This window comes from Pseudomonas sp. B21-032 (assembly GCF_024748965.1).
In the GTDB taxonomy this organism is placed as follows: domain Bacteria; phylum Pseudomonadota; class Gammaproteobacteria; order Pseudomonadales; family Pseudomonadaceae; genus Aquipseudomonas.
The window spans coordinates 953,817-966,393 of record NZ_CP087180.1; the positions used below are offsets into that span (position 1 = coordinate 953,817).

At 63.4% G+C, this 12,577-nt stretch carries 16 protein-coding genes and 1 pseudogene; 10 read left to right on the forward strand and 7 right to left on the reverse strand.

Annotated features, from left to right (window positions below; translation table 11 throughout):
* The first annotated feature begins 27 nt into the window (after positions 1-27).
* Both LOY54_RS04265 and LOY54_RS04270 read left to right on the forward strand, forming a co-directional pair.
* On the forward strand, positions 28-555 hold the full coding sequence (locus LOY54_RS04265; protein WP_258609429.1) for a hypothetical protein: 528 nt from the start codon (positions 28-30) through the stop codon (positions 553-555).
* Positions 555-1,109 carry a hypothetical protein gene (locus LOY54_RS04270; RefSeq protein WP_258609431.1) on the forward strand — a complete coding sequence of 185 codons (555 nt, stop codon included), beginning with the start codon at positions 555-557 and terminating at the stop codon, positions 1,107-1,109. Before LOY54_RS04265 ends, LOY54_RS04270 begins: the two co-directional genes overlap by 1 nt.
* On the opposite strand, the gene LOY54_RS04275 is transcribed toward LOY54_RS04270, so the two are convergent.
* A complete protein-coding gene (locus tag LOY54_RS04275) occupies positions 1,106-1,588 on the reverse strand; it encodes a DMT family transporter (RefSeq protein WP_045196159.1) in 483 nt (160 codons plus the stop codon). The two genes, LOY54_RS04270 and LOY54_RS04275, sit on opposite strands and share 4 nt — an antisense overlap.
* Before the next feature lie 88 nt (positions 1,589-1,676).
* Between LOY54_RS04275 and LOY54_RS04280 the strand changes: the two genes are divergently transcribed.
* Both LOY54_RS04280 and LOY54_RS04285 read left to right on the forward strand, forming a co-directional pair.
* Positions 1,677-2,648 carry a LysR family transcriptional regulator gene (locus LOY54_RS04280; RefSeq protein WP_258609433.1) on the forward strand — a complete coding sequence of 324 codons (972 nt, stop codon included), beginning with the start codon at positions 1,677-1,679 and terminating at the stop codon, positions 2,646-2,648.
* Positions 2,645-3,028 carry a lysozyme inhibitor LprI family protein gene (locus LOY54_RS04285; RefSeq protein WP_093388055.1) on the forward strand — a complete coding sequence of 128 codons (384 nt, stop codon included), beginning with the start codon at positions 2,645-2,647 and terminating at the stop codon, positions 3,026-3,028. Before LOY54_RS04280 ends, LOY54_RS04285 begins: the two co-directional genes overlap by 4 nt.
* Positions 3,029-3,030: 2 nt before the next feature.
* Here LOY54_RS04285 and mnmH read toward each other — a convergent pair whose 3' ends face one another.
* Both mnmH and selD read right to left on the reverse strand, forming a co-directional pair.
* Positions 3,031-4,134 (reverse strand): tRNA 2-selenouridine(34) synthase MnmH, encoded by a 1,104-nt coding sequence (gene mnmH / locus LOY54_RS04290; protein WP_258609436.1) that lies wholly within the window; start codon positions 4,132-4,134, stop codon positions 3,031-3,033.
* Positions 4,134-5,168 (reverse strand): selenide, water dikinase SelD, encoded by a 1,035-nt coding sequence (selD, locus tag LOY54_RS04295; protein ID WP_045196165.1) that lies wholly within the window; start codon positions 5,166-5,168, stop codon positions 4,134-4,136. Before selD ends, mnmH begins: the two co-directional genes overlap by 1 nt.
* 121 nt (positions 5,169-5,289) lie before the next feature.
* Between selD and LOY54_RS04300 the strand changes: the two genes are divergently transcribed.
* The 4 genes and pseudogenes from LOY54_RS04300 (at position 5,290) to phnE (ending at position 8,520) form a co-directional block, all read left to right on the forward strand.
* Entirely contained in the window at positions 5,290-6,144 is an 855-nt protein-coding gene (locus tag LOY54_RS04300; protein WP_258609438.1) for a putative selenate ABC transporter substrate-binding protein, read from the forward strand.
* A pseudogene (locus LOY54_RS04305) lies at positions 6,141-6,675 on the forward strand (phosphonate ABC transporter ATP-binding protein); the annotation flags it as partial. The gene LOY54_RS04300 and the pseudogene LOY54_RS04305, both read left to right, overlap by 4 nt.
* A gap of 253 nt (positions 6,676-6,928) precedes the next feature.
* Positions 6,929-7,756 (forward strand): ABC transporter permease, encoded by an 828-nt coding sequence (locus tag LOY54_RS04310; protein ID WP_213602383.1) that lies wholly within the window; start codon positions 6,929-6,931, stop codon positions 7,754-7,756.
* Positions 7,753-8,520: a phosphonate ABC transporter, permease protein PhnE gene (phnE, locus tag LOY54_RS04315; protein WP_258609446.1), complete on the forward strand. Its 768-nt coding sequence runs from the start codon at positions 7,753-7,755 to the stop codon at positions 8,518-8,520. The genes LOY54_RS04310 and phnE overlap by 4 nt, the downstream gene beginning before the upstream one ends.
* A gap of 14 nt (positions 8,521-8,534) precedes the next feature.
* On the opposite strand, the gene LOY54_RS04320 is transcribed toward phnE, so the two are convergent.
* The 4 genes from LOY54_RS04320 to LOY54_RS04335 all read right to left on the reverse strand — a co-directional run bounded on the left by LOY54_RS04320 (position 8,535) and on the right by LOY54_RS04335 (position 11,536).
* Entirely contained in the window at positions 8,535-9,200 is a 666-nt protein-coding gene (locus tag LOY54_RS04320) for a hypothetical protein (protein ID WP_093388073.1), read from the reverse strand.
* A gap of 275 nt (positions 9,201-9,475) precedes the next feature.
* Entirely contained in the window at positions 9,476-9,712 is a 237-nt protein-coding gene (locus LOY54_RS04325; protein WP_258609448.1) for a hypothetical protein, read from the reverse strand.
* A 392-nt stretch (positions 9,713-10,104) separates the two neighbouring features.
* On the reverse strand, positions 10,105-10,983 hold the full coding sequence (locus LOY54_RS04330; protein WP_258609450.1) for a bestrophin family protein: 879 nt from the start codon (positions 10,981-10,983) through the stop codon (positions 10,105-10,107).
* 76 nt (positions 10,984-11,059) lie between these two features.
* Entirely contained in the window at positions 11,060-11,536 is a 477-nt protein-coding gene (locus LOY54_RS04335; RefSeq protein ID WP_258609452.1) for a GNAT family N-acetyltransferase, read from the reverse strand.
* Between the two features lie 137 nt (positions 11,537-11,673).
* Here LOY54_RS04335 and sodC point away from each other — a divergent pair, with 137 nt between their 5' ends.
* Together sodC and LOY54_RS04345 are read left to right on the forward strand one after the other, a co-directional pair.
* Complete coding sequence (sodC, locus tag LOY54_RS04340; protein ID WP_093388085.1) at positions 11,674-12,186, forward strand: superoxide dismutase family protein; 513 nt, start codon at positions 11,674-11,676, stop codon at positions 12,184-12,186.
* Between the two features lie 72 nt (positions 12,187-12,258).
* Positions 12,259-12,564 (forward strand): HigA family addiction module antitoxin, encoded by a 306-nt coding sequence (locus LOY54_RS04345; protein WP_258610688.1) that lies wholly within the window; start codon positions 12,259-12,261, stop codon positions 12,562-12,564.
* Positions 12,565-12,577 lie beyond the last annotated feature (13 nt).

The following is a 12,577-nucleotide window of genomic DNA, read 5'->3' on the forward strand; positions in this document are numbered from 1 at the left end:
CGCTCTTTTACCAGCAAGGATTGCCTGGTGCCGTTCAATTATCTGACCTTAAGCCTGGTCTGCTACCTCACCAGCCTGTTCCTCCAGGCCTGCGCCCGTGAGCACGATGTAATGCGCGGCATGCACGCCCTGGCCCTGGGGGTGTTGAACGGGTCCTTCTGGTTTGCCAACCCACTGTATTTCGCCGCCCTGGTGATGCACCGGACCAAGCCGCAGGTAGCCCTGTACCTGGGCTGCGCGGCGTTGGCGCTCAGTGGCCTGATGGTGCCGCTGGGCTGGCTCGGCTTGACCCCGGTGCCTGATTCGCCCAACGGACCGGGGCTGCTGATCGGTTACTACGTGTGGCTGCTGGCGATGCTGGTGTTCATTCTCGGCCAGTGGCGTTACCGCCACGAACCTGCGGACAGCAGCAAGGTGCCGCTGCTGGGCTGGCCGGCCTGGGGGCTGGTCGCCGGCATCGTGTTGACCGTGCCGCTGGCCTTCACGCCCTGGAGTAAAGTGCCGTTTCGCTCGGCCCCCGAGCCAACCTCGTGCATTGAATGTGGAGGCAATTGATGGCCCGCTTTTACGTTGCGATCACCCTGGCGCTGTACCTGCTGAGCCTGAGTTGCAAGGCCATTCACCTGTCGGCCGATGGCTCTTTGCATGCCCTGCAGGTGCTGTTGCTCGGGCCTTGGGGCATCGTCATGCAGATCTACGGCTGGTTTGCCAACCCGTTGCTGGGGCTGGCGATCCTTGTGCACCGGCGCTGGCGCTGGCTGGCCCTGGTGCTTGGCCTCGGCGCCCTGTACCTGGGCCTCAGTGCCTTGATGGTGGAGCGCCTGCCCGACAATCACAGTTACAGCTTTCTCGACGTTACCGGTTTTGGCCCGGGTTATTACCTCTGGTTGCTGTCGATCAGCTTCTTCTGCGTCATGCAGGCCTGGTGGTGTTGGCAGGGGTTCAAGGGCGCGCAGCTACCCGGTTGGAATTGGCTGGATGGCGGCCTGGCAATCGTATTGAACATTGTCATCGTCTACGCCATCCAGACCCCCAGCCTGCACTTTCAGATAAAGAAAGTGATCGAACCGCCGCCACCACCGATCGAGATCGACAAGGACGCCATCTAGCGGGCGGACGCCGAGGTTCCCCACTGCACTACCAGCATGCCGACCACGATCAGCCCGACCCCGGCCAGGCGCAGGCCGTTGACCGGGCGTTCGGGCAAACCCATCAGGCCCCATTGGTCGATGATCAACGACGACAGCACCTGCCCGGCAATTACGCAAACGATGAAGCCGGCGGCGCCCAGCCTTGGCGTCAGCACCAGTGCGGCGGTGATGTAGGCAACCCCGGCAACGCCGCCCAACCAGGCCCACCAGGGCGCTTGGGCCAAGGCATTGAGTTGCGGCAGCGGCGCCCGCAAAACCAGCAGTGCCGGGATCACCATCAGCACACTCACCGCCAACGACACCAGCGACGCCCACAACGGGTGCCCGAGCAGGCGGCCGAGCGCTGCGTTGCTGCCGGCCTGGAAAGGCACGGCGGCGCCGGCCAGCAGGGCGATGGTCAGGGGCAGCAAGGTGGCGGTAATAGCGGGCAGGTTCATGGCATGGCTCTCAAAAGTGGCTTGCCAAAGTCTTTGCTATCCATCCCAATAATGGAAATTCGAATGCTGCACAGGAGTTATTCGTCTGATGGATGATCTGCGCCGGATCGACCTCAACCTGCTGTTGACCCTGCACGCGCTGCTGGCCGAGCAGCATGTCTCGCGCGCGGCCTTGCGCCTGCATCGTAGCCAGCCGGCGGTCAGCCATGCCCTGGCGCAACTGCGTGAGCTGTTCGGTGATCCGTTGCTGGTGCGTCGCGGTGGTCGTCTGCACGCCACGGCGCGCGCCCAGGCCCTGATCGAGCCTTTGCAGCAGGCGCTGGAGCAGCTCGACGGCTTGCTCGGCAGCCCCGGTTTCGACCCGCGTCGGGCGCAGCGCAGTTTTGGTCTGGCGATGTCTGATTACGGCGCGCGGGTAGTGTTGCCCGGCTTGATGCGCATGTTGCGCGAAGAGGCGCCGGGGATCGATCTGATTGTCACCCAGGGCAGCCGTGAGGCCATGCTCGGCCAGCTGTTCGACGGCGAGGCCGACCTGGCTCTGGCGGTGTTTCCGCAAATGGCCGAGGAGCTGCGGGCGCAGACGCTGTTCGAAGAGTCCTTCACCTGCATCGCCGATCGCAGCAGTTTGCCTGTGCGGGGCGGCCTGAGCCTGGATGCGTGGCTGGCACGGCCGCATGTGCTGGTGGCAGTGCGTCCGGGTATCGACAACGAGATTGACCTGGCGCTCCAGGGCATCGGTGCCCGGCGCCGGGTGGCGCTGGCCTTGCCCCATTGGACCGCGGCCCAGGAAGTGATTGCCGGCACCGACCTGATCCTGACCGTGGCCCGCCGCAGCCTGGACAGCGGTGCGCTGGATTCACGCCTGCGCAGGTTTGCGCCACCATTGGCAATCAAACCCTTTGCCTTCCAGCAGGCCTGGCATCAGCGCCGCGAAGGGGAGGCGGGGCATCGCTGGTTGCGCGAGAAGGTGATGCAGGTGTGTCAATATGGCCGGCCTGATCGCGGGGCAAGTCGAGGCGTCGCACCGCCGCTCCCACCCAAGAAGGAGTCCGCAGAATGAAACATCCATTTTTGCTTGTCGGCCTGTTGGTCTGTTGTTCTTCAATAGCCCAGGCCCAGGATGAATACTCACAGGCCTACAGCGCCTGCATGAAAACCGCCGAATCCACCCTGGCCATGAACAACTGCAACGGCGCCGAGATCAAGCGCCAGGACAGCCGCCTCAACAGTGCCTACAAAAAGGCCATGGCCGGCCTCGAAGGGCCGCAGCAAACCCAGCTGCGTGAAGCCCAGCGGGCCTGGATCAAGTACCGCGACGCCAACTGCAACCTGTATTACAGCCTCACTGGCGGCACCATGGATCAGCTCAATGGTGCCGGTTGCATCCTCGGCAGTACCCGCGACCGCGCCGATGAACTGCAGGCCTTGCTGCAGCCTTAAGGTCAGCGCCGGGTGGCGCGAGCACGCAGGTACTCGCGCACTTCGCGCTGGTCGCCGGCAAACTCGATACGCTCGGCCTTGCTCTGGCGCTGGTAGGCGTACATCGGGTCGTAGTACTCGTTGAGCAGGCCGCTGATCCAGGCTCGGTGCAGGTCCACCTCACCCGTGTGAAGCTGCTCTTGCAGCGCTTGCTCGAGTAACGCCGACAACCGCTGATAACGCTCGCCGCCGAGGCGCTTGAGGATGTTGGCCATGCTTTGGGTCAGGCGTTCGGCAAACTGCGGCAGGCCGTTTTCATCCCCGTGCAAGGCAACGAACTCGGCGCTCAGGTCGATTACGTAATCGCGCAGAATCCGCTCGACCCGGTTGTCAAAGCTGTCTTCCAGCCACACCAGCGGGTAGTGCTGCATGCCCTGGTAAAGCTCCAGCGGCAGGGTGCAACTGCCGACGATGCGGCCCTCATCTTCGAGTACAAATTGCTCGACGCCGCGTGCGCGTTTTTTCAGTACGTCGATGGCCAGCTGGTTCTCGAAGTCGATCTGCGCCGGCTGGCCGGTAGCGCGTTTGCCGAAGCTTGAGCCGCGGTGATTGGCGTGGCCTTCCAGGTCAAGCGCATTGTCCAGCGTTTGCAGGACCTCGGTCTTGCCGGTGCCGGTGAGGCCGCCGATCAGCACGAAGTCACAGTCGGTTACCGCTTGCTGGGTGGTATGCAGCAGGAAGTTGCGCATCGCCTTGTAGCCGCCGACCACCTTGGGGTAGTGGATGCCGGCTTCAGCCTTGAGCCACTGCTGGGCGATCTGCGAGCGCAGGCCGCCGCGAAAGCAGTAGAGGTAACCCTCGGGGTTGGCCCGGGCGAAGGCTGCCCAGGCGGCAATGCGTTGGTCCTTGAGCGGGCCGCTGACCAGTTGATGGCCGAGGTCGATGGCGGCCTGCTGGCCCTGCTGCTTGTAGCAGGTGCCGACCTTCTGCCGTTCAAGGTCGTTCATCAGCGGCAGGTTGATCACGTGGGGGAAGGCGCCCTTGCTGAATTCGACCGGGGCGCGCATGTCCATCATGGCTACATCGTTAAGAAACAGCTGGCGGTAGTCGGTGCAGTTGTCGCGCATCAAAGCACCTCAACTGCATGGCTCTGTCGCTCGACCAGCTCGCCGATTGGCGCCAGGTTCAGGCCCAGTTCGCCGGCCACGGCGAGAAACTCCGCTTCACCCTCTGGCGCCACCGCCACCAGCAGGCCGCCGCTGGTTTGCGGGTCGCACAGTAGGTGCTTTTGCTCGTCGCTCAGCGCGGCGATTTTTTCGCCATAGCTGTCGAAGTTGCGCAGGGTGCCGCCCGGAACGCAGCCCTCACTCAGGTAGTGCTCAACGCTCGGCAGGCGGGGCACCGCGCTGTAGTTCAGGCGGGCGCTGAGGCCGCTGCCGTCGGCCAGTTCCACCAGGTGGCCGAGCAGGCCGAAGCCGGTGACGTCGGTCATGGCCTTGACCCCGGCCAGCTTGCCGAAGCGGCTGCCCGGGGTGTTCAAGGTGCACATCCAGTCGCGGGCCAGGCCCTTGTCCTGGTCGCGCAGCTTGGCCTTCTTCTCGGCGGTGGTGAGGATACCGATGCCCAGCGGCTTGGTCAGGTACAGGCGACAACCGACGGTGGCGGTATCGTTGCGCTTCATGTGGCGCTTTTGCACCACGCCGGTCACGGCCAGGCCGAAGATCGGCTCGGGGGCATCGATGGAGTGGCCCCCGGCGAGTGGAATACCGGCCTCGGCGCAGACGGCGCGGCCGCCACGGATCACTTCACGGGCCACTTCCGGGGCCAGCACATTGACCGGCCAGCCAAGAATGGCGATGGCCATCAGCGGGTCACCGCCCATGGCGTAGATGTCGCTGATGGCGTTGGTGGCGGCGATGCGGCCGAAGTCATAGGGGTCATCGACGATGGGCATGAAAAAGTCAGTGGTCGAAACCACACCGCGTTCGTCATCGAGGGCGTAGACGGCTGCGTCGTCGCGCGAGGCGTTGCCGACCCAGAGCTTGGGGTCCAGGGCCTGGGTGCCGCTTTCGGCGAGGATCACCTCGAGCATCTTCGGAGAGATCTTGCAGCCACAGCCGGCGCCATGGCTGTACTGGGTCAGGCGAATCGGCTCGCTCATACGCACCTCGAAAATTCGTGAAGGCCCGAGTGTAGCAAAGCTGGTCTTTACGCCGATGCCTCTTATAATTTCCGGGGTGGCCCGTGTGGCCCTTTCCCCGCTATTGAACCGGAGAATCCCCATGCTCAAACGTCCCCTGGCGCTGTTTGCCGGCCTGGTATTGTCGTGCTCGTCCTACCTGGCCATGGCGGCCGACACACTGCGAGTCAGTGCCATCCCTGACGAAGCGCCGACCGAACTGCTGCGCAAGTTCAAGCCATTGGGCGAGTACCTGGAGCAGAAGCTGGGGATGGAGATCCAGTTTGTGCCGGTGGCCGACTACCCGGCGGTGGTCGAGGCGCTGGCCACCGATCGCCTGGATCTGGCCTGGCTCGGCGGCTTTACGTTCGTCCAGGTACATCTCAAGGACCCGACCGCCACGCCTTTGGTGCAGCGCGAACAGGATGCCAAGTTCACCAGCAAATTCATCACTGCCAATCCTGATGTGAAGAGCCTTGCCGACCTCAAGGGCAAGACCTTTGCCTTCGGTTCTGTTTCGTCCACCTCGGGCAGCCTGATGCCGCGGTACTTCATGCTCAAGAATGACAACATCAAGCCGGAGAGTTACTTCAGCCGCGTCGCTTATTCCGGTGCCCACGACGCCACTGCCGCCTGGGTCCAGGCCGGCAAGGTCGACGCCGGCGTGCTCAACGCCAGCGTCTGGGACAAACTGGTGGCCGCAGGCAAGGTCGATACCAACAAGGTCAAGGTGTTCGCCACCACCCCAAGCTACTACGACTACAACTGGACCGTGCGCGGCAGCCTCGAGCCGGCACTCAAAGCCAGGATCAAGCAAGCCTTCCTCGACCTTGATCCGGCCAAACCTGACGACAAAGTCATCCTCGACCTGCAGGCTGCGAGCCGCTTCATCGAAACCAGCCCGGATAACTACAAGGGCATCGAAGAGGCCGCGCGCGCCGCCGACTTGCTGAAATGACCATCCGTTTGCGCGGCGCCAGCCTGCGCCACGGCCAGGTCCAGGCGCTGCACGGCATCGACCTGCAGGTTGGCGCCGGCGAGCGGGTGGCGATCATCGGCCCGTCGGGCGCGGGCAAGTCGAGCTTGCTGCAACTGCTGGGCACGGCCATCGCGCCCAGTACCGGCAACGTAGAGCTGCTCGGCGTGACACCCTGGCGCTTGTCGGCCGCTGCGCTTCAGCGCCTGCGCGCGCGCATCGCCCTGATCCACCAGACGCCGCCGTTGCCACCACGCCAGCGGGTGGTAACTGCAGTGCTGGCCGGGCGCCTGGGACAGTGGAGCACCTTGCGCGGGCTGCTCAACCTGCTGCACCCGACGGATGTCGCCGGTGTGCGTGAGGTGCTGACGACCCTTGGCATGGCCGAGAAGATTTTTGTCCAGTGCGGGCAATTGTCCGGTGGCCAGTTGCAGCGGGTCGGCATTGCCCGCGCGTTGTACCAGCAACCGCAGATTTTGCTGGCTGACGAACCGGTCTCGGCGATGGACCCGGTGCTCGCCGAACACAGCCTGAAAACCCTCAACCAGCATGCCAGCGAACGCCGCGTGACCCTGATCGCCAGCCTGCATGCGGTAGAGCTGGCGCTGGCGCATTTTGCGCGGGTTATCGGTATTCGCGAGGGGCGCATCGTCTTTGACCGCCCGGCGAGCGAGGTGTCCAGCGCCATGCTCGATGCCTTGTATGCCAACGAGCAATTGCTGCCGCCGGCGTTACCGCTGCCGGCCTTGAACCTGCAGATTCCCCGATGCTGAAGGCCGATCGCCGTGACCCGGCGGCGTTGCCCAGGCTGTTGTTGGCGCTGCTGGCGATAGCCTTGCTGTGGCCGGGTATCCGCCTCAGCGAGCTCAACCCTGGGGTGCTTCTGCAGGCCGATAACCGCCGGGAGATGGGTAATTTTGTCAGCGCCTTCTGGCCGCCAGCCCATGAAGCGGACTTTCTTCGGCTGCTGCTTGAGGCCACCTTGCAAACCCTGGCCGTAGCCACCGCCGGCATGACCCTGGCGTTGCTGCTGGCGATCCCGGCCAGCCTGCTGGCCAGCCGGGCGCTGTCGTTGCGCGCCGCTTCCCGTGGCGGTCGCCTGGGATTCTGGTCGCGCACCCTGCGTCTGCCGGTGCGCGGCCTGTTGATCTTTTTGCGCAGCGTGCCGGAGATCGTTTGGGCGCTGCTGTTCGTGCGTGCCGTGGGCCTGGGCCCGACCGCCGGGGTGCTGGCCATCGCCATCACCTACAGCGGCATGCTTGGCAAGGTCTATGCCGAGATTTTCGAATCGGTCGACCAGCGCCCGGCGCATGCCTTGTTGCAGACCGGCAGCAGCCGCTTGAGCGCGTTCTGCTACGGCATCCTGCCGACTGCGGCGGCGGAGCTGGTGTCTTATACGGTGTACCGCTGGGAGTGTGCGATCCGTGCCTCGGTGGTGATGGGTTTTGTCGGTGCAGGGGGGCTCGGCCAGCAGATCGACCTCTCCATGCGCATGTTCGCCGGCGCCGAGGTGGCGAGCATGCTGCTGACATTTCTGTTGCTGGTATGGCTGGCCGACCAGCTCAGCCGCCTGCTGCGCGGGAGGTTGGCATGAGAGTGCTGATCAATACCGCGCTGGTGCTGGCACTGGTGGCGGCGGTGGCAGCTTCGTTCGCTTACTTGAGACTTGATCTGCAGGCGCTGTTTGGCAACGGCGGGCTAGGGCAGATGGGCGCTTATGCGCTGCGCTTCCTCAGCCCCGAGCTGAGCCCCGAGCACCTGCGGGCGGTCGCCAAGGGCGCATTGGAAACCCTGGCCATGTCGGGCCTGGGTACTTTGCTAGCGGTGGTGCTCGGGCTGATGCTGGCCTTGCCTGCCGCCGGGCGGTTCGGCTGGCCGCTGCAAGGCGTTGCGCGCCTGCTGCTTAACGCCCTGCGCGCGATACCAGAGCTGGTGTGGGCGGCCTTGACTGTCCTGGCCGCGGGCCTTGGGCCCAATGCCGGGACCCTGGCCCTGGCTTTGCACACCTCAGGTGTTCTCGGCCGGCTGTTCGCCGAGGCACTGGAAAACGCCCCGCCAGAGCCGGCTGCGGCCATTCGTCTGCAAGGCGGCAGCCAGGTCACTGCATTCTGCTTCGGCACCTTGCCTAACCTCTGGCCGCAGATGCTTGCCTACAGCCTGTACCGCTGGGAAAACAACATCCGCATGGCCAGCGTGCTGGGTTTTGTCGGTGCCGGCGGCCTGGGGCAGATGCTCTACACCACCCTGAGCCTGTTCCAGGAAGCCCGGGCCAGCACGGTGATCATCGCCATGCTGGTGCTGGTGCTGCTGGTCGATGCCTTGAGCGATGTGCTCCGGCAGCGCTTTGTGCGGGTTTGAAAGCCGCAGGATGATCAGGGCTTGGGCAGATCATGGCTGGCCCATTCCAGGTAGCGGATGATCCGCTCCTTGTAGTGCAGGTGATCACGCACCACCATCAAGCCGAACCACAGCACCAGCAACACGGCGAAGGTCAACAGGATGACCAGGTTGCCTTTGCCGAACGCCCACAGCTCGGTGAGCTTGGCTTTCTCGGCGGCGATGGTGGCGAGGAAGGTGATGATCGCCACGAACATCGCGTTCTGGGTCAGGTTCAACGACTTGGGCGGGTTTTCGGAGATCTTTGCAAACGCCGCGATCTCGCCAGCCTGGGCTGCACTGACAGCGTTCTGCTCAAGCATCTGCAGGAAATGCGCGTAGCGCAGGTAGCTGTCGCGCTGCAGCAGCGGCTGGCTGGCGATGGCGTGGCGTTGATACAGGCTTTTGAACTGCTCGGCGACAAAGTACTCACGGGCCAGCAACATCGCCCACATGCACAGGCTGGTGCTGAGCATCACCGTGACCGGGCCTAGGGGGTGTTGTTGCACGCTGAACGAGGCGCTGACCACCAGGACGGTTGCCAGCACCACCAGCCAGGTCGGCAACAGGTGCGGGGCCAGCGGATTGTTGCGGATGGCGTGCCAATAGTTCGGGCGGCTGCGTTTGTAGAGCTGCAGCATTTCGCTCCATTGTTGAAACATCGTTACCTCATGGGCAGGGGCTTACCTTGAGGATAACGGCCGCGCCGGGGAAATCATCACTGGGTTTTGGCGGATGTGTTCTCGGCTTGTTGCAAACCCAGTCCCACGGACAACCTGATAAGGCTTGCAGGGCCGACTGTTTCAGTGCACATGGAGTGATCCTCGAGTCGGCTGCGCCGCCAATCGCCGGCAAGGCCGGCCCCCACAGTGGACCTGTGTTCGCCGAACCCTGCGTGAGCTGGCCTTGCCAGCGAGCGAGCGCGAAGCGCTTGCTATCAGTGGGCTACCGGAACGCAGGCCAGTGCCTGTTCAACTCGCCAGCGCGCAGCTTCCATCTCGTGCAGGGCCGTACGCACCAGCGCCTGTCCATGCAAATCGGGATGCAACAACACCGCTTGCTGGCCAACATCCAAAGCACAAGTCAGATGCTCGCCGGCCTGTACGAGGATGTCTTCAAGGCAATGAGGGGAATCGGTGGGGAGAAGCGGGGGATCGGGGACTATTTTCAGCATGGTCAACTCCTAAGTCATCGGAGCTACCACCTGCCGCTGTCAAACGAAAGGGTGGCAGCTGTACGCGGGTTGACAGACCAGGGACTTAGGAACCCGGCGCACACGAATGTGCCCCACGTACAGCTGCCATATCGACAGCTGTAGCGCCTAAGTGTGAAACGGTCTGTCAAAACCGGTCGTTGATTTGGCAACGACCGGCCAAGACTAGGCAGCTAGCGACGCAGGCGCAACAACTGAAGTGCCTGGGGATTATGCTTGGGAAATGGACTACACGAAACAGCGAAACAGCGGTATTCACACCGGACTAGTGGGAGCGGGCTTGCCCCGCGATGGGGCCAGTGCAACTTGCGCATGATGGCGGCTGCAGGATTGATCGCGGGGCAAGCCCGCTCCTACAGGCACTGCGCATCCCGCTGCATTGATTCCAGGTTCCGTTCGATGGTTTCACAGATGCTATCCATCTGAATCTGATGCTCACTGATCCGGAACGGGCTCTGCAAATCCGTGCCGATGCGCTCGATGGCCAGCAGCATAAACCCGACCACGGTCGACGCCAGCGGGGTAAACCAGCCCAGCGATTCGACCAGCCCGATCGGTACGATCAAACAGAACAGCGAAATAAACAGCCGCGGGAAATACACGTAAGGGTAGGGCAGCGGTGTGTTGGCGATGCGCTCCATGCCGCCCTGGCTGTTGGACAGGTCGACCAGGGTCGATTCCAGCCGCGCCAGGCGAACGCTGTCCAGGCGCCCGGCCTTGTATTCGCGGGTTAGCAGCGCCGCAGAGCCGGTGAGGATGTCGTTGGCGAAGTTGTTCGAGCGGCTGCGCCGGGCGAATTCTTCGGGCGGGATGAAGGCCATCAGTTCATCCGGGCACGGTTCGCCGCGAAGGTGTGCGGCCAGGCAGTTCACATAGGCGATATGGCGGTGCAGCAACGTCGTCTTGATCGGATTGACGCCGTCATCCAAATCATCGATCAGCGTCAGCACCTGGCGTGCGAAACTGCGTGAACTATTGACCAACCCGCCCCACAAGGTGCGCGCTTCCCACCAGCGGTTGTAGGCGCTGCTGTTGCGAAAGCTCACCAGTACCACCAGCGCTGAACCGAGCAGGGTCAGTGGCATCAGGGGCAGGGTGAACTTGCTGTTGAAGAACAGCATGAAATCGATGGTTACCAGCACGTCCCAGATCAGCAGCCAGAACAGCGACCAACCGACGTAGCCGAGGGTTTTGACGATCAGGCGGTATTTGCGGGCAATGGCGTCTTTCACAGGTAAACCTCGAACGGCGAATGCACAAGATCGGACGCCCTCGCACGCTCAAGGTTCGTTCCAGCTCATCGATCGGCTACAGCGCCTGCTTCATCTGCACCAATGCGACCCGTGTATTGCCGGGGCCCTCACGTTCGACGATGGCAAAAGGCTCAAAGCCCAGCTGTGGATAAAGCAGCAGCCCGGCGGCATTGCTGTTGAAACACGACACCTGCACCTCGCGGGCCTCGAACTGGCTGCGAGCCAGCTCGATCATGCTCTGCACCAGATAACGCGCCACGCCATGACCGCGCGCGGCGGGGGCCACCACCACATTGCCGAGGGCGCACACGCCGCCGTGCTCGGCCTTGTAGAAGTTGGCAAAGGCCAGCAGCGTACCGTCACCCTCGACCACAGTGGAGCCGCTGCGCTGGGCTATGGCCTCGCTCAATTGCGCGGGTGTCAGCGGGTACGCAGCTTTGGGGAACATGTAGAACAGCTCGTCCGGGCCTTGGGGGAAGCAGCAGATGGCAGCGATGTCCTGAGGCTGGACGGGGCGGTGGGTCAATTGCATGGCGCGACTCGATCAGCAAATGAGGGAACAGTGATCCTACACACTTCGACAAAGCTGGTAATGGAATCCCCACGCTGCGCCAGGGTCCACCTTGATAAGGTGCCCTTCGGCTGCATCGACCCACAAGGAGCAACATCATGAAAGCACTTCTGTTCACCGCCGCCCTGGCAACAGCGGGCCTGGCTCAGGCCCAGACCGTGGAAATGGCCCTGGTGGGCGCCGACGGCAGCGCCAAACCGGTCGGTACCATTACCCTTGAGCAGAATAAGTACGGCACTTTGCTCACGCCTGACCTGCGCGACTTGCCGCCGGGCGTACACGGCTTTCACCTGCACGAAAACCCCTCCTGCGCACCGGCCACCGCCGACGGCAAGACCACGCCGGCAGGTTCTGCAGGCGGGCATTGGGACCCGCAGCAGAGTAAAAAACACCTGGGTCCGTACGACGATGCCGGGCACAAGGGCGACTTGCCCGCCCTGTATGTCAGCGCCGACGGCACCGCCCGCTACCCGGTCCTGGCCCCACGCCTGAAGGCCGACGAGTTCAAGGGCCATGCGCTGATGGTGCATGGCGGCGGCGATAACCACAGCGATCACCCGCAGGCGTTGGGGGGTGGTGGGGCGCGGATTGCGTGTGGGGTGGTGCAATAAAGGGCTATCCACTGCGCAATGCGCTAGGCCTGCACGTGTTGCAATATCGGACTTTCACTGAGGTGCATCATGATCTGCAAAAACGCCATGCGTCCGGTACACCCAGGGGAAGTCCTGCGCGAAGATTTTCAGAGTGAGTTGGGTGTTAGTGTCGCCGCTTTGGCTCGCGCGTTGGGCGTGTCTGCCTCTGCGATAGATGCGGTTCTTTCTCGGCGTCGCGGCGTTTCGGCAGACATGGCCTTGCGCCTCGCCACTTGCCTGGACACTACGCCGGAGTTCTGGCTCAACCTGCAGACGGCGTTTGACCTGCGCACGGCCGAGTTGAATCACGGCGAGGAGATCCACCGGCAAGTGCAGCGCCTGGTGGCTTGTGCTTGAATTGCCGGGCACA